The 22085-nt window shown below is 27.6% G+C and carries 15 protein-coding genes; 14 read left to right on the forward strand and 1 reads right to left on the reverse strand.

Annotated elements, in window-relative coordinates; all coding sequences use genetic code 11:
• Positions 1–2 precede the first annotated feature (2 nt).
• Entirely contained in the window at positions 3–1220 is a 1218-nt protein-coding gene (locus ACN5J5_RS00835) for a tyrosine-type recombinase/integrase (protein WP_418645469.1), read from the reverse strand.
• A 1633-nt stretch (positions 1221–2853) separates the two neighbouring features.
• Between ACN5J5_RS00835 and ACN5J5_RS00840 the strand changes: the two genes are divergently transcribed.
• From ACN5J5_RS00840 to ACN5J5_RS00905, 14 genes are all read left to right on the forward strand, one after another.
• Positions 2854–3807 (forward strand): Fic family protein, encoded by a 954-nt coding sequence (locus tag ACN5J5_RS00840; protein ID WP_418645470.1) that lies wholly within the window; start codon positions 2854–2856, stop codon positions 3805–3807.
• A gap of 153 nt (positions 3808–3960) precedes the next feature.
• Positions 3961–4299 carry a hypothetical protein gene (locus ACN5J5_RS00845; protein ID WP_418645471.1) on the forward strand — a complete coding sequence of 113 codons (339 nt, stop codon included), beginning with the start codon at positions 3961–3963 and terminating at the stop codon, positions 4297–4299.
• Positions 4300–4307: 8 nt separating this feature from the next.
• Positions 4308–4712: a hypothetical protein gene (locus ACN5J5_RS00850; protein ID WP_418645472.1), complete on the forward strand. Its 405-nt coding sequence runs from the start codon at positions 4308–4310 to the stop codon at positions 4710–4712.
• Positions 4713–6195: 1483 nt separating this feature from the next.
• Positions 6196–6723, forward strand: coding sequence for a DMP19 family protein (locus ACN5J5_RS00855; RefSeq protein WP_418645473.1), 528 nt, complete (start codon positions 6196–6198; stop codon positions 6721–6723).
• Between the two features lie 164 nt (positions 6724–6887).
• Complete coding sequence (locus ACN5J5_RS00860; RefSeq protein ID WP_418645474.1) at positions 6888–7286, forward strand: DUF6678 family protein; 399 nt, start codon at positions 6888–6890, stop codon at positions 7284–7286.
• A gap of 161 nt (positions 7287–7447) precedes the next feature.
• The gene (locus tag ACN5J5_RS00865; protein WP_418645413.1) at positions 7448–8290 is read left to right on the forward strand and encodes a hypothetical protein; all 843 of its coding nucleotides are present in this window, start codon (positions 7448–7450) and stop codon (positions 8288–8290) included.
• A 202-nt stretch (positions 8291–8492) separates the two neighbouring features.
• Positions 8493–11741 carry a hypothetical protein gene (locus tag ACN5J5_RS00870; RefSeq protein ID WP_418645475.1) on the forward strand — a complete coding sequence of 1083 codons (3249 nt, stop codon included), beginning with the start codon at positions 8493–8495 and terminating at the stop codon, positions 11739–11741.
• A gap of 1319 nt (positions 11742–13060) precedes the next feature.
• Positions 13061–15199, forward strand: a complete 2139-nt coding sequence (locus ACN5J5_RS00875; protein ID WP_418645476.1) for a KAP family P-loop NTPase fold protein — start codon at positions 13061–13063, stop codon at positions 15197–15199.
• A gap of 1393 nt (positions 15200–16592) precedes the next feature.
• Positions 16593–16973 (forward strand): hypothetical protein, encoded by a 381-nt coding sequence (locus ACN5J5_RS00880; RefSeq protein WP_418645477.1) that lies wholly within the window; start codon positions 16593–16595, stop codon positions 16971–16973.
• 1 nt (position 16974) lies between these two features.
• Positions 16975–17514: a hypothetical protein gene (locus ACN5J5_RS00885; RefSeq protein WP_418645478.1), complete on the forward strand. Its 540-nt coding sequence runs from the start codon at positions 16975–16977 to the stop codon at positions 17512–17514.
• Between the two features lie 825 nt (positions 17515–18339).
• Positions 18340–18897: a hypothetical protein gene (locus ACN5J5_RS00890; RefSeq protein ID WP_418645479.1), complete on the forward strand. Its 558-nt coding sequence runs from the start codon at positions 18340–18342 to the stop codon at positions 18895–18897.
• 165 nt (positions 18898–19062) lie between these two features.
• Entirely contained in the window at positions 19063–19962 is a 900-nt protein-coding gene (locus tag ACN5J5_RS00895; RefSeq protein WP_418645480.1) for a hypothetical protein, read from the forward strand.
• Positions 19963–20193: 231 nt separating this feature from the next.
• Positions 20194–21657: a hypothetical protein gene (locus ACN5J5_RS00900; RefSeq protein WP_418645481.1), complete on the forward strand. Its 1464-nt coding sequence runs from the start codon at positions 20194–20196 to the stop codon at positions 21655–21657.
• The gene (locus ACN5J5_RS00905) at positions 21608–22006 is read left to right on the forward strand and encodes a hypothetical protein (RefSeq protein ID WP_418645482.1); all 399 of its coding nucleotides are present in this window, start codon (positions 21608–21610) and stop codon (positions 22004–22006) included. The genes ACN5J5_RS00900 and ACN5J5_RS00905 overlap by 50 nt, the downstream gene beginning before the upstream one ends.
• The last annotated feature ends 79 nt before the right edge of the window (positions 22007–22085 follow it).

Consider the following 22085-nt stretch of genomic DNA (forward strand, 5'->3'; position numbering starts at 1 on the left):
AATTAATTGATATATTTATCTACTGCATTATCTAACTCACTACTAATAATTTTTGCATAAACTTGTGTTATACCAATATCTGAATGGTCCATAAGTTTAGAAACGTGTTCTATACGCATACCATTGTTTAATGCCCTGGTAGCAAATGTATGTCTGCTAATGTGAAAACTTAAATTAAAAGGTAGTTCTAAACGTTTGCCCATTTTTCTTAAATACATATTGCTTAATGCTATAGCTCTGCCTGTTAATAAACTTCTATGTTCTTTATCTGTAAAATAAGGTTTATCAATTTTAGCAAATGGGAAAATTATATCTTCTTGCTTCTGGTCATTTTGTTGATACCTTTCTAATATCTCAATTGCTTTTTTACCTATTCTTACGCTGTGCTGTCTGTTTGTTTTTCTTATTATCTTTGTTACTCTTCCGTTTTTCTTATCGTAATTCTTCCACTTTAGCTCTAGCATGTCCCCAAATCTTAAACCACCTGCAAAGACTGAAAAAATAAACATATCTTTTATAATCTGCGCTTTGTCTTTATTTGAGACTTCTAAATTCATAAAAGCCTCAAATTGTACGTTAGTTAAATAGCGTTTTGTACTCTTTTCCTTTTTCACTGTGAACTTGTTGAAGGGAAATAAATCTAAAGGTATTAAATCTTCTCTTTGTGCTTCTTTGAACATTATCTTCATAATCTTTAAAGAGAAATTTATGGTTGTATTATTATTGCCTAATGTTGAACTGCAATAGGATGCATAATCTTTTAAGGTGGTTACTGTAATATCTTCAAACATTAATTCACGATGACCTACAAATTTTTCAAACTTATTTAAATATGTTCTGTAAGTCTTGTAAGTTGAATACGCTAAAGTGTCTTTTAGCTTCTCACAACGATTATCTGAATAGTCAAAGAAGTTCGTTAAGGGTTTGCCCTTAATGGCCTCTTTTAGTTTTCTTGCAGTTGTGGATTGATTTCTTCTTTCAAGGTCTGCAATTTCTCCCTTTGCATCTGCTACCTTTTGAGATATATAAGCATTTAGCCTTGTAGAATTACTGTGATTCTTCCTTACTTTTTGCTTATCTTCATCCCATTCATTTGGCTTTAGTTTTAAGCTTAACGAAATGAATTTACTTTTACGGTCTTTGATAACTCTTAAATAAAGAGGTGATTCCCCTGCTTTATCTATCTTATTATTTCTTAAAATTAGTTTTATAGAAGACATAAAGTACTGGTTTTAAAGGTGTGCAAAGCGGTGCAATCGAATACCAAGGTACAACAAAAGGTACAACAAAACAAGCATTTTAGCACATTTTGTTGCATTATTTTACTTTAAACTAAAACTACAAACCCTTATAAATAAAGGCTTTTAATGAATTTTAGAGTAAATTAGTGTACCATCTACATAACAACGTGTATAACTAATTGCTGGTGTTGTGTGTACTCGGAAAATCCTACGGATTTTCCTAATGGTTCGTTTCTTTTTTGCTAACTTAGTTCTCGCCAACGCAACTAGCCATAACACGAACACGTTGGTAAAAACTTTGGAGCCGCAGCCTGAAATGTTCCTGTTTTTTAATTATTGTTTTCGCTAAGGTGTCTTTAAAAACAATTTGCTTTACAGAATTTAGTAAAACGTAGAATTAAATTCTTTGCAAAATTATTAAATTTGAGGATTTTATATAAAGCTGGAAAAACTGAATTGAATAACAAAACGTAAAATAAGATCTTTATAAAAATATTAAACGTGAAAACTTATTTAAAATCGGAAAAATTGAATTGTGGAATAGAAAGCGCCTATTAAAGTATTTTCAAAAAATTTTAAGCTGGAAAATTTTATTTTACAAAACTTAAAAACATATTTACGGAGCAAAACGTAACTAAAAACTCTTGCAAAAATTTATGATTTTTATTTGTGGAAAAATCTCAGAAATATTGAAAAATGGAATTTAATATCACAACGTGAAAATCAAAAACGACGGAATTAAAATCTTTGCGGAATATCTTTAAAAAGAAAAATAGAAAATACATAAAAATAATACGCATTTACCAACAACTTGCATAATCAATTGCTTATTTTTGGTTTTAACAAAGGCTGTTGCGCTTTTACGAACTGCAATTTTTCCTGCGGAAAATTTGCCGCCCGTTTTAACCGCAACTTATCATGCAAAAACACGTTGGGTTTCATTAACGAAAAAATTTTATAAATCAATGTTTTTAGTATTTAAAGTAAATTTTTAAATGGTGGAAAAATTTTCGAAAAAGTTCTATTGAAATATTGTTCGTTACATAAAAATCAGCTTGAAAAATTTCAGCTTTTAATTATATTAATCTCAGAAAAACGTCAAAAAAAATATTTTGAAAATTCTCGGTTTTTAAGAATCATTTTTACAAACGGAAAAATTCCAGTTGAGAATTATTGCGGAAAAATTAACAACGGAAAAATAAGAGTTTTTAAAGCTTAATTCTATGATTTCTATTTTTGGAAAAACCTCAGAAATATTGAAAAATAGAATTTAATATCAGAGCGTGAGAATCAAAACCGCGGAATTAAACTCTTTGCGTGAAAAGTTTTCTAAAATATTAATTGAAACGGAATTAAAACAAAAACAGCGGAAAAAAACTAAAAACATATAAAACGAAAACCCAACAACGCGCATAATTCATTAAGGTAGAATTTCCTTGCGGAAATTCCTCGCTTTTTTACTATCTTTCGTTCAAATTCGGAAAAGTGCTGCGCTCTTTTCCTTAACGAAATCATGCACAAACACGTTGTGCCCAATTAAAAAATTCCGTTTCATAAGGTAATTCAGATTAAATGATTGTATCTTTGATAGTATCAAATGATAGTATCACAAATGAAACCACCTTACGAAATAACATCTTCTATTTTAAAATTAATAACTTCTATTTCAGAGAAAATAGGAGAAGTAAATGCTAATTTATTAAACAAACCTTCACCGAAATTAAGAAAACAGAATAGAATTAAAACTATTCATTCTTCGTTAAAAATAGAAGGAAACACACTTACAGAAGAACAAATAACAGCACTTCTTGAAAACAAAAGAGTTATCGGTCCTAAAAAAGATGTTCTTGAAGTTTTAAATGCAATTAAAATATATGAAAATTTAAAAGATTACAATCCTTCAAATGAAAAATCCTTTTTAAAAGCACATCAAAACTTAATGGAAGGTTTAATTGAAAATTCTGGAAAATATAGAAATCAAAGTGTCGGAATTGTAAAAGGCTCAAAAGTTGAGCATTTGGCACCACCTTTTGGAAATGTTCCGTACTTAATGAAAGACCTTTTTGAATATTTGAAAAAGTCTGATGAAATTGAATTAATTAAAAGTTGTGTTTTCCATTACGAAATGGAATTTATACATCCATTTTTAGATGGAAATGGCAGAATGGGAAGATTATGGCAAACTTTAATTTTGATGGAAAAATATCCAATCTTTGAGTTTCTACCCTTTGAAACGTTAATTAGCAACGACCAAGAAAAATATTATAAAGCCTTGGCTGAAAGTGATAAATCCGGAAAGTCAACTAATTTTATTGAATATATGCTAAACGTTATTGATATTTCAATTAGTGAACTATTAGATTTTAATAATCGAACATTAAATGAAAAAGATAGATTAGAATATTATGTTTCATTAAATAAAACTGAATTTACAAGAAAAGATTATATGGATATTTTTAAAGATATTTCTTCAGCGACTGCAAGTAGAGATCTAAAGAAAGGAGCAGAATTGGATTTATTTGAAAAAATAGGAGAAAAAAATAAGACAATCTATCGCTTAAAATAACTGGGCACAACACCGTATATAATTTATTGCTGGCTTCTTGCCTACTTTCGAAAGTCCTCGCGGACTTTCTTGGTTGGTAATTATTTACTAAATTAGTTGCTTGAAACACGCAACAAACCATATACAAACACGTTAGCTACAATTTGGCAAAAAATGAGAATATACCAAGTTCAATTCTATATAGACGGACCAATTAAGTTTGAAAACAATATCTATTTTCAAACAACAAAAGAATTGGATTTAGGAAGAGTTTTTGACAGCGACATAAACATAAAAACTATTCATAGAAATAACGTAATAAATTCTACAGTCCGAACAATAGATTCAGAAAGGGCTGAAAAAGTTGCTGGATTATTTATCGGAAAAATGTTAGATGTGCTTTGTGTTATAACGAATTGCAAACTTGACATTAATACTTATGAAAACAGGAACGTCAGTTATAATTTAAAACAGTCGTTGAATTTAGCGAAATTCAAAGAGCGTTTGAATTAGCAAGAGAATTGAATTTACATACTGATAATAGTAAAATGTTACGAGCTTTTAGTTGGTATAGAAAAGGTTTGAACACAGAAAACACATTAGATAAATTTTTAGCGTTTTGGAATTCAATCTCTGTAGTTTCAGATGCTTTTTGTGAAAACAATGAAAGAACTCGAAGTGGGACTATAAATAGAATTTGGAACTGTTTCATTCAGGTTTGGGGAGAATGTCCTGAATGGCCTCACATTTTAGGAAATGAAAATTGGGTAAATGAACATAATGCAATAAGAAATCAAATTGCTCACGGAGGAATAACAATAGACATTGAATATGTGAATGATATACTCGATAAAATTAATATTTTACAAAAAGTAAATTACAAGTTTTTAAGTGACTTTTCGGAAAAACTGAACATAGTATTATAAAAACTGTAGCTAACATCGTATAAAGTTAATGTGGGTTTTTATGGCTTACTCCAAAGGTTTGTGCTTTTTTACTATGTCACTTCTACTTATTTAAGTATTTTTAGGTCGACAAGATAAAAACACAAAATAAGTATAAGCTTAGTGCTAGGCTGATAATCCTTCGATTATCAACTCCCACACTAACCTTATACAAAAACGTTGGTAAAAACTTTGGAGCCGCAGCCTGAAATGTTCCTGTTTTTTAATTATTGTTTTCGCTAAGGTGTCTTTAAAAACAATTTGCTTTACAGAATTTAGTAAAACGTAGAATTAAATTCTTTGCAAAATTATTAAATTTGAGGATTTTATATAAAGCTGGAAAAACTGAATTGAATAACAAAACGTAAAATAAGATCTTTATAAAAATATTAAACGTGAAAACTTATTTAAAATCGGAAAAATTGAATTGTGGAATAGAAAGCGCCTATTAAAGTATTTTCAAAAAATTTTAAGCTGGAAAATTTTATTTTACAAAACTTAAAAACATATTTACGGAGCAAAACGTAACTAAAAACTCTTGCAAAAATTTATGATTTTTATTTGTGGAAAAATCTCAGAAATATTGAAAAATGGAATTTAATATCACAACGTGAAAATCAAAAACGACGGAATTAAAATCTTTGCGGAATATCTTTAAAAAGAAAAATAGAAAATACATAAAAATAATACGCATTTACCAACAACTTGCATAATCAATTGCTTATTTTTGGTTTTAACAAAGGCTGTTGCGCTTTTACGAACTGCAATTTTTCCTGCGGAAAATTTGCCGCCCGTTTTAACCGCAACTTATCATGCAAAAACACGTTGGGTTTCATTAACAAAAAATCGTAAAAATTCAAACTTTTAGATTTTTAATTGAGTTTAAAATATTAGAAAAACTTGTGGAAAAACTATATTGGAATTTTCTCAGAAAACCGTTAAAATATAATTTGAAAATTTTTGTTTTCTAATAATATTTTTCAAAAACAGAAAAATTCCTGTTGAGAATTGTTCTGTAAAAAGTTGGAGTATTTAGAGTTAAATTTTCAAAGCTCTTACTTTAGAAAAATCTCAGAAAGAATAAAATAGAATTGAATATATATAGAAAAAATAAATCACGGAATTTAGCAAGTTTGCGGAATTTAAATTCTTTATGAATAATTGCGGAAAAGTAGAATTAAAACAGAATTGAACACTAAAAAAGAGAATAAATCGCGGAATTGAACAATTTTGCGGAATTAAAATTCTTTATGAAAATAATTGCGGAAAAATTATTTCAACAATAAAAATTAAAACAGTAAACCAATATAACGAAAACCCAACAACGTGTATAGTTCATTACGGGGGATTTTCTTGCAGAAAATCCTCGCACTTTTACTATCTTTGGTTTAAGTTCGGAAAATTGCTGCGCTATTTTCCGTAACGAAACCATACACAAATACGTTGTAACACATTAATCCATACTTTGAAAAAACTGCTATTATTCATATCGTCATTATTTTTTGCCAACGCAAATGCACAATCGGAATTTGATTTGGAAAAGACATTGAAAATTGAAAGACGAGATATGATTGTTATGGAAATTGACACTTATCTGAATGAAAAATCAAACTACGGAGAAAATATTGAGAAACTGAATTCTTCTCAACAGACTTTTCTTTTCGTGGAAAATTTAGAACGTGAAATAAATAATGGCGGATTTAATCAATTCTATTTTAATTCGAGTGGAGATTTTAGTCAGGAGACTGTAAATGCTCTTTTAGAAATTGGAGCAAAAAAAACGGCGGAAATTATAAAAAAAGCAAACTCTGAATTTAAAAGCGGAATTGTTCCAAAAGACAGAACTGAAAGACAAACCGAATTGGAACTGATTGAAAAAAATGCGGAAGAAAACTGGAATAAATGCGATTCGGAATTTTATGAATATAAAGATGACTTGACCGAATTATTAATCGCTTTTGTGATTAAGAACAAAACTGAATTTAAAAAATAACGTGTTACAACAACGTGTATAAAAAATTGCTAAATTAGTGCTTAATCAAAGGTCGTTGCATTTTTGTTACGTCTGAATTTCCTTCGGAAATTCCTCGCACACAAAACCGCAACTATTCATACACAAGACCGGTTGTGTAGCATTAGAAAAACTGAACGGAGGAAATGACTTTAACTGAAAAAAATATTGAAAATATAATTCGTGAAAGTAATTTTTCGTCTTTTATGAATAATACAAAATGGGGGAAATTATTCGAGAATCTAATTGAGGAATTTGACTCTGTCTTTATCCGATTTAAACTTATTGGACGTGAAAAAATTGAGGAAACTGAATTTGATATGGTTGATTTCAATCCTTATTTTATAGAACCCGCTTTATATAAGGAAATTGAATGGATTGAATTTCCTCAAAAAATGTTGATAATAAAAAATAAACGAATTTCACGACAGACAGTTTCTGAATACAATCAAGACACATCAAAAATTGAAAATTTGATTAATAAAATTGGAATTTTTGATTTGGAAATGAATAATGGAGTTTTGAGATTATATGGATATAAATAACGCTACACAACACCGTATATAATTTATTGCTAGTTCTAACCTACTTACGAAAACCCTCCCGGATTTTCTATTCGGTTTTTATTTACTAAATTAGGTGCTTAAAACACGCAACAAAACATATACAAACACGTTAGCCACAAGTAACCTAAACTCATGAAAAATTGAAAGAACTTCTAAAAACAATTATGGAAACGTCAAAAGAAAGAGTTAGGAATCCTTTTATTGGAACTTATTTTCTTTCGTTTTTAATTATTAATTGGAAACCAATCTTATTTCTATTGTTTTCCGATTTGAAAATAGAAGAGAAATTTCAAGTAATTGAAAATAAATATACTTCACTTTCTTATAATTTATTATTACCCCTTGCAATCGCTTTGATTTACACAATCGTTTTACCATATTTTATGTGGCTAATTGAAGAACTAAATAAGAAATCGGTTAATGGGCGAAAAAACAATCAAACGGAACAATTATTTGTTGACATCAAAAACAAACAAAATCTTGCTATTGAAGAGAGTAAATTAGAAGACATTAAAGCAAATTATCGAGAAAAAGCAGATTTGAATTCTAAAATTGAAAAGTTCAAAGAAATTAATTTGGAATATCAAGAAATAATTAAAACCCAGAAAATTGAATTAACGAAAATCAAAGAGGAAAACTTTAATTTGAAAGGTTTCTTAAACAATGGATTGAGTAAAGAAGCAGAAGAAAAATTAACTAAAGAATTTGTCGAATTCCGGAAATCAAAACTATTTCCCTATTTTAAAGACATTGGAATAAGCATTAATAACTACAGTAGTTTTCCTCAATCACTTAACGAAATAATTAAAGAAAAATATATTCATAATGAAATTATTCAAAAAAGAGAATCAGAAGAGAATAATGAATATTATTTTACAGAAAAAGGAAAATACTATTGGAAAGAATATGTTCTTGGAGCAGAAGTAGATAATTATGATACTTACCCTGAACAAAAACCAGAACTTGAAGATTTACCATTTTAAATACCAGTGGCTAACACCGCATATAATTTATTGCTAGTTCTAGCCTACTTACGAAAATCCTCGCGGATTTTCTATTCGGTTTTTATTTGCTAAATTCGGTACTTAAACCACGCAACAAACCATATACAAACACGTTAGGTGCAAGCTGAAAACCGTCCTCCGAATTGAAAATTTGATAAGTAAAAATAATTTAGTAAAATAGATGAAAAACGCATTTAGTGGCTACACTTATCAAAAACAAGTAACCTTTCTCCTACTTTCATTAATGGATGTGGAACGCAATATTTCTAAAATTGAAATAGAAGCTAAAACTACAGATAATTTTGACGATTTAGTAATCACGACTAATTCAGAAGTAATTCAATTTCAAATAAAAGATTTTGAGAATATAAAGTTTAATGACCTAAAAGTTCAGGACAATAAAGTCATAATGAAAGGGCACAAACCTATTGAATTATCTTCAAAACAAAATATAATATTCTTTAGAAATATTTCCTTCAAATCAAATGAGGAAATACTGAACTTCCCAAGTTATAAATTAGCAAATAATATTTCAATAATTTCATTATCAAGAACTCAAATTGATGAAAAAATAGATGATTTATATATAAATAATCCTCGAAGAAGAAACGAAATAGATTCTTTTTTCAATACAACTTTAGATAAAAGAATATGGGAAATTTCAAGAGAGTCTCTTCCTCAACTTAAAGTCTTTATAACAGAATTACAGGAAGAATCTGTTACAATTAGTCATAAACTTCTAAAATTTGATAAGCTACTATTGATTGAAGGTAAACCTGGAATTGGAAAAAGTCATTTTGTAAATACACTTACAAAAGAATATGAAAACAATATTTTATATCGTTTTTGGGTTGGAAATCAAGACAGAGACTATCAAGAGAGATTAAAATTTGAAAATTTTATTCGAGATTTAAATACTAAGCTTTTTTATGACCAAAAAACAAGAACAATTGAAGAACTCTTAGACGAATTAAAAGAAGAAAAGAAAACGTTTATAATTGATGGTCTTGACCACGTAGAGAACTACAATAATTCTGAGTTTGACAGTTTTATAAATTTCATAAATAGAGCAAAGGATTATTGTGAAATAATTGTTTTATCAAGACCGCTTATTAGCAAATTAGACTGGAAAAAACACACGCTTGAAAATTGGAATTTAAAACAAACTGAAAAAGTTTTAAAAGAACTCTTTCATCTATCTGAATATTCAATCATTAATGAGATTTATAAAATTTCACAAGGTTACCCAATCATAGTTAAATACATAACGGAACACTATAAATTACACAAAAAAACACCTCCAATTGAGCAGATTTATAATATAGATTCATATTATCAAGAAATTATTTCAAATGAAAAAGGAAAACAAAGTTTATCACTTTTTCTATGTTCTAAATCTTATATAATGGAAACTGAAATAGATTTATTTATAGGAGATGAAAAATATTATGTAGCCGAATTTATTAAGGAACATCCTTATTTATTTGACATTAAACTAAATAGAATATCACTTTTTCACGATAGTTTCAACACATTTTTAAGAAAGCAAGTTGATTATTCGTATAAAACTAATAAAGTCAATAGTATTGTTAGCAAATCTATTTTAAATCTTGAAAAGAGATTTTTATCTCGATTTAGCTTATTTCAACTCTCAAAAGAACAAAAAAAAGAAATTATTATTAAATATTCCTCAATAGAAACATTTGAGAAAATAATAGAAAATACAGTTGATTATGAATCAATAATAACATTTTACACTCAACTTCGAGAAACATTAAATATTATTTCTCCAAACGAATTAAGTATAATTAACTACTACGATTTGTCGTTAATTTTAAACTTAGTTTTACGAGAACACATTTCGACTCTCAACACATTTTATTACACTTATGTAGAGTCTTTAATAAATAATGGAATAACAGATGAAGAAATTACAAGTTCAGAATATCTGTTTGGAATGTATTATTACATAAAGACAAAAAATGCAGTACTACTTTATAATAGAACAGCCAACGATAATTACAGCACAGATCACTTTCATAATTCACTAGAAAATGACGTTTACGAAGAAGTCAACTATATAAAAAAACATTCAAAACCATTTAACAAAAAGTCGATTGACAAAGCTCTAAAAGACAAAATAAATTTTAGAGAACATCTAACATCTATTATAGAAAACATAGTAATTCACAACTCCAAAATCAAAGATTATGAATACCTTAAAACTAGTTTTGATGAATACTTAATTGGAAAATCATCTAAAGCTACTTTCAAACTTCAAGAGTTATTACGAAATCAAAATATTCGAGATTTCTATTTAAATTGGATTTTGAAAGATGCTTACAACAATCTTCTATCATATGGTTTCAAAATTAATGCAGAGAAAAATGAATATCACGATTTAACGTTAAAAGAACTTGTTCATAAGTACAGTCATTTGGGAAGTTTCAATCTAAGAGACAAAATTCATAATTATATTCGATTAGCATTATTAGAAAATAGAGAAATCGATATTCAAAATATATATCCCTTTTGGATTAAATATTATCAAAGAAAGGATTACACTTTATATAGTTTACCTATTGCATTAGAAACATTACAAAACGAAGATTTAATTTGTCTCAAAGAATGTGTGAAGTTAATTCACGAAATACAAGAAGTTTCAGAAAAAGGATATAGACATTTATTAGCAGAATTTATAATATTATATAAACCCGCAGAAATAATTCCATATTTAGAAAATAATTTTGATATAAAAGAGCTAAATATTGAATGGTTTAAGCTTCCTCCAAAATACATAAACAAACTAGGAAAACGAACATATAATATTGCAGAAAATAGATTAATGGAATACAATCGAAGCCTTTCCATTAATTTTGAAGATGTAGAAAACGTAATTCATTCTAATTATTTTAACAACCTTGAGTTTACACTAAGTTTATTCAAGTTTAAAATTAGGTTCAAAAAAAATCAACAAAAAACCGTTCTCAAGTTTAATCAATCAAAATTAAGGTTTGAAGAACAAATTGAACAGAACGATTATGACAAATACAAACAAAATAGTCAACAAAGATTTGATAGTGGTATCCTTACTATCAAAGACTTGAACTTTATCAAAAAGAAGCAATTGAAACCTTATGAAATAGCAAAATTTTCTGATGGGAATTATACCTCTTTACCAGAAATTGATATTTTCAAAATATATGAATCAAAAGAGATTACTGAAAATTTTCAAGAAATATTATATAACTCTTTAATAAACAAAACCAAAAGTATAAATTATTTTCATTCTCTTTATTATCATCCCGGAAATATACTTGCAATGATAAAAATTTATAGAAGTGACAAAGAATTTAAGGTAGCTGTTAATAGTTTTGAAAAATTTATTAATTTGTCTATGTTTAACCTGAAAATAAAAGCCTGCACCTAACACCGTATAAACTTTATTGCTAGTTTTGGCTCACTTGGGAAATTCCTCCGGAATTTCGCTGTTCGTGTTTTATTTACTAAATTCACTGCTTAAACAACGCAACAAAGCTTATACAACAACGTTGGGTTTCATTAACAAAAAATCGTAAAAATTCAAACTTTTAGATTTTTAATTAAGTTTAAAATATTAGAAAAACTTGTAGAAAAACTATATTGGAATTTTTCTCAGAAAACCGTAAAAAATATAATTTTATAATTTTAGTTTTATAATAATATTTTTCAAAATCAGAAAAATTCCAGTTGAGAATTATTGCGGAAAAATTAACAACGGAAAATGTGAGTTTTAAAGTTTAAATCTATGCTTTCTATTTGTGGAAAAACCTCAGAGATATTTAAAAATGGAATTTAATATCAGAGCGTGAGAATCAAAATTGCTGAATTAAACTCTTTGCGTGAAAAGTTTTCTAAAATATCAATTGAAACAGAATTAAAACAAAAACGGAGGAAAAAAACTAAAAACATATAAAACGAAAACCCAACAATGCGCATAATTCATTAAGGTAGAATTTCCTTGCGGAAATTCCTCGAACTTTTACTATCTTTCGTTCAAATTCGGAAAAGTGCTGCGCTCTTTTCCTTAACGAAATCATGCACAAACACGTTAGCAAAAACTTTGGAGCCGCAGCCTGAAATGTTCCTGTTTTTAATTATGTTTTCTGCTTAAAAATTTAAAAAATAAAAACTCGCTAATTTAGAATTTTCATCACTTTTAAAAATTGAGCAAAACGTGGAATTAAATTCTTTGCAAAATCATTAAATCTGAGAATTTTATATAAAGTTGGAAAAATTGAATTGAATAACAAAACGTGAAAACTTATTCAAAAACCGGAAAATTGAATTTCGGAATAGAAAGTGTCAATTAAATTAGTTGTAAAAATTTTAAGCAGGAAAATTTTATTCTATAAAACTTAAAAACATAATTACGGAGCAAAACGTAGCTAAAAACTCTTGCTGAAATCTATGATTCTATTTGTGAAAAAATCTTAGAAATATTGAAAAAGTGGAATTTAATATCAGAACGTGAAAATCAAAAACGGCGGAATTAAAATCTTTGCGGAATATATTTCAAAAGAAAAATAGGAAAGCATAAAAAACACGCATTTGCTAACAACGTGTATAAAAAATTGCTTATTTTTAGCTTAATCAAAAGTTGTTGCTCTTTTGCGGTTGTCAATTTTTCCTGCGGAAAATTTGCCGCTCACAAAACTCGCAACTTTTCATAACACAAAACCGTTGTAAGCCATATAAAAACCGCATTGAATGAAACAAAATTTCTCATCAGATAAACCTGTAGAAAATCAAGAACAAGACAGATTTCAACGTTATAATTTTTCGAAGAGAATTGCGGACACAATCATTCAAAGAGAAAATGAAGAAGGAATAGTAATTGGAATTTATGGTGCTTGGGGAGAAGGAAAAACTTCTGTTTTAAATTTCATACAAAAAGAACTAGATAAGGAAGATACTGTCCTAACTGTAACATTAAATCCTTGGAGATACAATGATGAAGAAACTCTTATCAAAAATTTCCTAAAAAAGATTGCCGAAGTTTTAGGTCAAGAATTGAATAGTAAAAAAGAAAAAATAGGCGATTTTGTTTCAAAATATGGAATCTTAGGCTCTTTAATTGGAAAGGACATTTCTCAAATTGGAAAAATATTAAGTGAAGCCGATTTAGAAGAACTTAAAAATCGGCTTGATGAATTTTTAAAAGAAAGTAAATGTAAACTTGTAATATTTGTAGATGATATAGATAGATTAGATAAAAATGAAATCTATTCACTTTTTAGACTTGTAAAATTAACAGCTGATTTCACCAATACTACTTATATTCTGTCATTTGATGAGAAAATGGTAGCTTCTGCTATTGGAGACAGATTTGGAGCTGGAAATAAACAGTCAGGTCAGAATTTTTTAGAAAAAATAATACAAGTACCATTACAAATACCTCAAGCTCAAATAGATGCTTTAAAAAAATATTGCTTCGAATTAGTAGACAAAGCAATTAATGAAAATAGTCTAGACATTTCAAAAGAAGAAATTCAAAGGTTTGTAAATGCATTTTCATATAATATCCTTTTAAGATTAAAAAATCCTAGGTTAGCTATTAGATATGGAAATTCGCTCTCTTTTGCTATTCCTCTTTTAAAAGGAGAAGTGAATCACGCAGATTTAATGCTTATCGAAGCAATTAAAATATTTTATCCTAGACATTATGATTTTATAAAAACTAATCCTCATTATTTTACTTCTTCTTATTCAACCCATTCAAATTATAATAATCAAGGTGTAAAAACTAAAAAAGACGAATTAACGGAACATCTAGAGGAATTATCATCTGATTTAACTAAAAAAGAAAAAGAAGCTATTCTTAATTTATTAAAATCATTATTTCCGAGATTAGATGAAGCATTTCATAATACTTTTCAACACGAAGGAGAAAAGAAATGGACAAAAGACAAAAGAATTGTTTCAACAAGTTATTTTAAAAGATATTTTTCATATGCTGTCATTGATGGAGAACTATCTGATGTCGCTTTTGATGATTTTATGAATTCACTTGAAACTTTGGAATTAAAAGATATTGCAAAAGCAATTAATGATATAATTGAAAAAAGCTCACCTGACACTTTCTTATATAAAGCTCGGACTTTTGAAGAAGACCTTAGTTGGAAAGCCACACAAAACCTTTCACTTTCCTTGGCTATTATGGCAGATTCTTTTCCAAAAAGTGAATCTTTTTTTGCATTTGGTATGGATGGTGCAAAATACCAAGCTTCAATTTTCATTTATAATTTATTAAAGAACCACGACAATTTAGAAGAAGTTTTCGAACTCTCAAAAATGTTAATGGGAGAGCATATTCCATTTGATTTTTCATACAAACTAAATAATTCGATGCGTTCTGGAAAAACACCGGAAGAAAAGATGTTTAGTTCAGAACAGTATTCAGAACTTGCCAAAATATTGAAAGATAGAGCACTTAAAGAAAGCGGAGAAAAACCAATATTTGAAAAATTTCCCGATAACTTATCATATCTTTTTTCAACTTGGTTTGATGAAGATTCTAAAGGGTTAGAAAAATATTTAAAGAGTTTTATAGATAAAGAACCTGAGCAATTAAAAAAATTACTCGTTGCAATGACACCAACTGCAACAAGTACAAATCATCCTGAACCTTACAAATCAAATTTTACGAAGGAACATTATGAATATTTGATAAATATATTGGACAAAGAGTATTTACATAAAAATATCATTGACAATTATTCAAAAGAAATTAAAAAAGAAAAAGTACAATTCTTTGATTTCGATAACAACCAAACAGATATAAATATTTTAAGACAATTTGAGCATTGGTATTCGAAAGACATAGATGAAGCCGAAATAGTGGAATAAATACGGCTTACAACACCGTGTATAATTCATTGCTAGTACTCGCCTACTTACGAAAGTCCTCGCGGACTTTCTATCTGTGATTTATTTGCTAACTTTAGTGCTTAAACACGCAACGAAATCATACACAAACACGTTGGGTTTCATTAACAAAAAATCGTAAAAATTCAAACTTTTAGATTTTTAATTGAGTTTAAAATATTAGAAAAACTTGTGGAAAAACTATATTGGAATTTTCTCAGAAAACCGTAAAAATATAATTTGAAAATTTTTGTTTTCTAATAATATTTTTCAAAAACAGAAAAATTCCAGTTGAGAATTGTTCTGTAAAAAGTTGGAGTATTTAGAGTTAAATTTTCAAAGCTCTTACTTTAGAAAAATCTCAGAAAGAATAAAATAGAATATAATAGAAAAAACAAATCACGGAATTTAGCAAGTTTGCGGAATTAAAATTCTTTATGAATAATTGCGGAAAAGTAAAATAAAAACAGAATTAAATACTAAAAAAAGAGAATAAATCGCGGAACTTACCAAGTTTGCGGAATTTAAATTCTTTATGGAAATAATTGCGGAAAAATTATTTCAACAATAAAAATTAAAACAGTAAACCAATATAACGAAAACCCAACAACGTGTATAGTTCATTACGGGGGATTTTCTTGCAGAAAATCCTCGCACTTTTATTATCTTTGGTTTCGTTACGGAAAATTGCTGCGCTCTTTTCCGTAACGAAACCATACACAAATACGTTGGGTTTCATTAATAAAAAATCGTAAAAATTCAAACTTTTAGATTTTTAATTAAATTTAAATGGTAGAAAAAATTACAGGAAAACCATATTGGAATTTTTCTCAGAAAACCGTAAAAAATATAATTTTATAATTTTAGTTTTATAATAATATTTTTCAAAATTAGAAAAATTCCAGTTGAGAATTGTTCTGTAAAAAGTTGGAGTATTTAGAGTTAAATTTTCAAAGCTCTTACTTTAGAAAAATCTCAGAAAGAATAAAATAGAATTGAATATAATAGAAAAAATAAATCACGGAATTTAGCAAGTTTGCGGAATTAAAATTCTTTATGAATAATTGCGGAAAAGTAAAATAAAAACAGAATTAAATACTAAAAAAAGAGAATAAATCGCGGAATTTACCAAGTTTGCGGAATTTAAATTCTTTATGGAAATAATTGCGGAAAAATTATTTCAGCAATAAAAATTAAAATAGTAAACAAATATAACGAAAACCCAACAACGTGTATAGTTCATTACGGGGGATTTTCTTGCAGAAAATCCTCGCACTTTTACTATCTTTGGTTTAAGTTCGGAAAATTGCTGCGCTATTTTCCGTAACGAAACCATACACAAACTCGTTAGCTGCAAGCAAAACAAAAATACTAAATGAAAGAAGAGGAAATATATTTGAAAGTTCTAGATAGACTTTTCGAAGGTTTGAAAACCGAAAAACACGAAAAGTTTAAAAATGACAGATTAGGAGAAAGGAAATTTGCAATCAATGACTTATATCCTGACATCATAATGACTAAAAAAAATTCTGACGAAGTTGATTTTATTATTGAAATAGTAATCCCTTCTTATGTAAATAAAGACACTCTCTTTAAAAAATGGAAACCTTTATCTCAAGTCGGCTCTACTTTGTATTTAGTTGTACCGAAAGCACAACATAAAGTTATAGAGAAATGGTGTAATGAGGAAAAAGCAGAAGCTCGTTTTGGAACATATGAATTCAAAAACGAGAATGTTGAACTAAAATTTTTCTGATATGGAGAACTGGAAACTAATAGTTTCCTTCCTATCGGGAGGATTAGCAGGAGCAATTTTTAAACATTTTGTAGATAAGCAAAAAAATAAAATTCAAAAACTTGAATGTAGATATTTAGAAGATGAAGTAATTAGTAAACTTCCTATTGCTTATGAAGATACAACACATAATAATCTTCATTCAAAAAAGTTTGAAATTGTTAATACTACGAATATTGATATAGCAGAAATAAAAATTGTTTTTTCTTTTGAATCTGAATCGGTAGTAGCGAAATGGACGACTTATTCAAAAGCTGGAAATAATATTCCTAAAGGTCGAATTTACACAAGGAAAAATGAATGTCAATTCATAATTAAGAATTTTAATCGTAAAGAAAAAGTTGAAGTATATTTAGAAATAGGAAATGTAAATCAAGACAAATTTAATATTACAGAATTGAATATTACTGGAATTAAAGCAAAGTATGTTGACTTAAGAAAGAATACTACTAAAAAAACTGTGAGAATGGTTGAACGAAGGGAATTAAATGCCGGCAGCTAACACCGTGTAAAATTAATTGCTGGTTTTAGCCAATTTACGAAAGTCCTCGCGGACTTTCTATCTGTGTTTTAATTGCTAACTTTAGTGCTTAAAACACGCAACTAATCTTACACAAACACGTTAGCAAAAACTTTGGAGCCGCAGCCTGAAATGTCCCTGTTTTTAATTATGTTTTCTGCTTAAAAATTTAAAAAATAAAAACTCGCTAATTTAGAATTTTCATCTCTTTTAAAAATTGAGCAAAACGTGGAATTAAATTCTTTGCAAAATCATTAAATCTGAGAATTTTATATAAAGTTGGAAAAATTGAATAGCAAAACGCAAAATAAGATCTTTATAAAAATATTAAACGTGAAAACTTATTCAAAAACCGGAAAAATTAAATTGCGGAATAGAAAGTGTCAATTAAATTAATTGCAAAAATTTTAAGCAGGAAAATTTTATTCTATAAAACTTAAAAACATAATTACGGAGCAAAACGTAACTAAAAACTCTTGCTAAAATCTATGATTCTATTTGTGAAAAAATCTTAGAAATATTGAAAAAGTGAAATTTAATATCACAACGTGAAAATCAAAAACGGCGGAATTAAAATCTTTGCGGAATATATTTCAAAAGAAAAATAGGAAAGCATAAAAAAACACGCATTTGCTAACAACGTGTATAAAAAATTGCTTATTTTTAGCTTAATCAAAAGTTGTTGCTCTTTTGCGTTTGTCAATTTTTCCTGCGGAAAATTTGCCGCTCACAAAACTCGCAACTTTTCATAACACAAAACCGTTGCCAAACATTTACGAATAGTTACAAATTGAAAAAAAAATTGATATGGAAGAACTCATTTTAAAAAAGCTATTAAAAAGAAAAAAAGCTGATTTTATGAGTTTGAGGTATGACTTACCAATCACAATAGAATTTAAACCAGCTTTTGAAAACTTACAACGATTAAAATTAATTGAATCTGAGGTAAAAAATGATGAAACTTTTTATTATTTATCTCAAGATGGAATAGAAGCAAATGCCAAAGGGCTTGATAGATGGGCGAAAGAAAAAGTTTTTAATAAAATAAAGGAAAGAACTTTTGTATTAACTAAAGGAATATCTGCAATTGAAATTAAAGCATTACGAGACCTAGAAAATGAGGGATTCATATATGAGTCAGAAAAAAGAAGATATAAAATTGTTCCTGAAAGAAACTTCAATCTAAACAATAGTAATTCCCTTGAAAACAAAACATCTAATAATAGAAAAAAAAGAATATCGATTTTTTCATTAAAAAATATTTCGTGGTGGGTTATTTTTATAATCTCATTATTAGGAATAATAGAATATAGATTCCACTATTTAGCTAATTTTTGGGAGTGGATATTAAATAACTTTAACTAAGAAACACAACGTTAGGCAACAACGTGCATAATTCATTAAGGTGGAATTTCCTTGCGGAATTTCCTCGCACTTTTATTATCTTTCGTTCAAATTCGGAAAAGTGCTGCGCTCTTTTCCTTAACAAATCATGCACAAACACGTTGTATTTAATTAACAAAAAACGCTATGGATTACTCCCTTTATCATGATGAATCTAAAATCGATGGTTTTTGGCATGGAATTTTATTAGTTCCTAATAGTAAAAAAAAAGAGCTTCTTGAATTATTAGGTACAGTAAGAAAAAACACAAAATTCTCATATGAAATTGGAATAAAAAAAGTTAAAAATAAAAAGGGCAAAATAACAAATTGTGCAGAAGGTTTTTTAAATGTTGGAATAGCATCACTTATTTCTCAAAACAAAAACTTAAAGTATCCAATAGATTTAATGCATACCAATAACGGAATTAAAGAATATAAACAAATCATACCTAATATTGGAACTAAATTTATCCTATTTAGAGAAAAAAACAATTTAAAAAAAGTTGAAAATTATCCAGACTATGGTTCATTTATTGAAACCAGTTTTAGAATAGGATTAAAAGGAGGAATACATTTTTTAGGTAATAATGAAAATGAAATAAATATAACAAAAATGCATTTTGATGGACACGAACATTATGGCAGAAAGTTAGATAAAAGAAGAATCATTGACAGATTAAATGGACTGAGAAATTATTGTAACATTGAAAATACTACAAACTTAATTGACGATAGAAATAGCAATCACAATAACGCTAATTCACAAAGTTATATTGACTGCCAATTTTTACAGTTGACAGATTTGTTAATAGGTGCTTTTAGAAGTAATTTAGGTTTTGAAACTAAAGATATTCACAGAAAAATAGGTATACAAACGAAAGATTTAATTGAAAAATACCGAAAAGGTAATGTAAGAATGCAAAACAGTAGATGGAATAATAGCTTTTGCTTGAGTCAATGTGAACTTTCTAATCAAGGGTGGAAATTTGAACATCTTGACTTTAATCCTAAAAAAACAATAAAACAGTTTGAATTGGAATTATAACTAAATACAACACCGTATATAATTCATTGCTAGCTTCTCGCCTACTTACGAAAGTCCTCGCGGACTTTCTTGGTCGGTAATTATTTACTAAATTAGTTGCTTGAAACACGCAACAAACCATATACAACAACGTTGTGGTTCATATTTCGCTCGTAAACAAACAATATTGAGTATCTAAAAAATACAGCTTATTTACTAAAAATAAATAATTAACCTTAGATTTATATAATTATGAAAAAGAAAAAAAGAAACTTTATTAAACTAGGAATTTTCCTTATTGGAATTTCTTTATTACTTTGGAATTGTCAAGATGATAATCTTCCTATAATTAAAAAAGAAAATGTTTTAAACACCATTTCTATTGAAGACGCAAAATCTTTATTTAACTCTTTTAAAAAAAATAATCAAAAAGAACTAGCACAAAGTAAAAATCAGAGTAAAGAGTTTTATATCCAACCTTTGTGGGAAACAATTAAACAAGATTCTTTAAATTTCACAAATGCTTTATTAACTAATGTAAAAATAAAAACAAATGTTCAAACGATAGAAACTACTCGTTTATTTTTCATGGAAGTTAATGGATATCCTATACAAGCAATTGAAACAACCGTTATTAAAGAACAATATGTTGATAATAAATTAAAAAAAGGACTTGTTTTTTACCATACTTTGAATAATGAGTTCATGACGGGGTTTATTATAGAAAGCGGAGTAACTAAAAAAAGAATCGTTCTAAACAAAAACATACAACAAGCTGGTTTCTTTACTTTTTATCAAGGTAGTTGTAATGGAGAAATAACCTTAGAAGATATTTTAAATATAGCTCTTAATGAAGGAGGCTATTATTCTTTTGATGAATGTGACTTAGGTACTATTGCTTCAAGTGAAGGCCCAGCTTTATTAACCTTTATGGGAGATTATGGGAGTTCTGGTAATTTTAATCCTGGAGGTAACCCAAGTGATACCTCTGACGGAAACATCAATAACGGTGGTGGTTCTAGCTACAGTAACAATCCTAATCCTGTAGATGATAAAATAATCGACAACACTAAAAACCCTTGCACAACTAAAATTATAAATTCTTTAAAACTGAAAAGTAATCACAATTCTTTAGTTCCTGATTTACAAGGAACTACTTTAATTAATAATGGAGGAACTACTCATTTATCTCAAATGGTATTAGATTTATTTGACCATTCTAAAAAGTATATCTTAACTTTTGATATTAAACAATTAAATTATCTTGGTTCTGGAGTCAATGGTAACACAATTGGATTTAATATTAGTTTAGATACTGATTTAGTAAAAGATGCTACTCAATTATTTATCGCAAAAACAATCATACATGAAAGTTTTCATGCATTTATTAATTATACTGTTAGAGAAAACCCTGGATCTACCTTGACTAATCTTTTAAATAAATATTATGACTATTATAAGATAAAATATCCAACCAAAGCAGGTAATTTAACTCATCATCAATTTATAAGTCAATATGTTGAATCTTTAGCTTATTCCTTGTCAGTGTATGATAACCATCAACAAGATATTGGCTATTATGAGGCTTTATCTTGGGCAGGATTAGAAAGCTCAACTGCATACCAAGTATTACCTAATAAAACAGAAATTCAAAGAATAATAACAAATGAAAGACTTGCTAATAGAAATGCCAAAGGTGACAAATGCCCTTCTTAAAATAATTCTAATACTAATTTTATTCAATATTTTTTCTTGTAAAGCTAAAAAAAACACCCTAAATGATACTAAACATTATAAAATAGAGAAATATAAATCAAAAGATTATTTTACAGGCATAAATATAAAAACATATGATAATATTGACAAAAAGTTATTATTGCCGTCTACAATTATAATTAACAATGTATATTTAAAGGGAACAGTATTTAAATTAGGGGTTGGTAATCATAAAATATCTGCAATTTATGTAAGTAAAAAAGATTTTGTTATAAATAAATTAACAATAAAACCTCTCGATTCAATTGTTATAAAGACACACTTACAAGACGAAATGATTATAGATTAAGAATATGTAATTGATTAATTTATCAAAATAGAAATTAAAAATACAAACCACAACCACGTATATAAAACATAGCAGTTAA

The sequence above is a fragment of the Tenacibaculum insulae genome (assembly GCF_964512435.1).
Lineage (GTDB): Bacteria > Bacteroidota > Bacteroidia > Flavobacteriales > Flavobacteriaceae > Polaribacter > Polaribacter insulae_A.

Coding starts and splice junctions, on each gene's coding strand:
- ACN5J5_RS00835 (WP_418645469.1), bottom strand. CDS start 1,220: ATGTCTTCTATAAAACTAATTTTAAGAAATAATAAGATAGATAAAGCA.
- ACN5J5_RS00840 (WP_418645470.1), top strand. CDS start 2,854: ATGAAACCACCTTACGAAATAACATCTTCTATTTTAAAATTAATAACT.
- ACN5J5_RS00845 (WP_418645471.1), top strand. CDS start 3,961: ATGAGAATATACCAAGTTCAATTCTATATAGACGGACCAATTAAGTTT.
- ACN5J5_RS00860 (WP_418645474.1), top strand. CDS start 6,888: ATGACTTTAACTGAAAAAAATATTGAAAATATAATTCGTGAAAGTAAT.
- ACN5J5_RS00870 (WP_418645475.1), top strand. CDS start 8,493: ATGAAAAACGCATTTAGTGGCTACACTTATCAAAAACAAGTAACCTTT.
- ACN5J5_RS00875 (WP_418645476.1), top strand. CDS start 13,061: ATGAAACAAAATTTCTCATCAGATAAACCTGTAGAAAATCAAGAACAA.
- ACN5J5_RS00880 (WP_418645477.1), top strand. CDS start 16,593: ATGAAAGAAGAGGAAATATATTTGAAAGTTCTAGATAGACTTTTCGAA.
- ACN5J5_RS00885 (WP_418645478.1), top strand. CDS start 16,975: ATGGAGAACTGGAAACTAATAGTTTCCTTCCTATCGGGAGGATTAGCA.
- ACN5J5_RS00890 (WP_418645479.1), top strand. CDS start 18,340: ATGGAAGAACTCATTTTAAAAAAGCTATTAAAAAGAAAAAAAGCTGAT.
- ACN5J5_RS00895 (WP_418645480.1), top strand. CDS start 19,063: ATGGATTACTCCCTTTATCATGATGAATCTAAAATCGATGGTTTTTGG.
- ACN5J5_RS00900 (WP_418645481.1), top strand. CDS start 20,194: ATGAAAAAGAAAAAAAGAAACTTTATTAAACTAGGAATTTTCCTTATT.
- ACN5J5_RS00905 (WP_418645482.1), top strand. CDS start 21,608: ATGAAAGACTTGCTAATAGAAATGCCAAAGGTGACAAATGCCCTTCTT.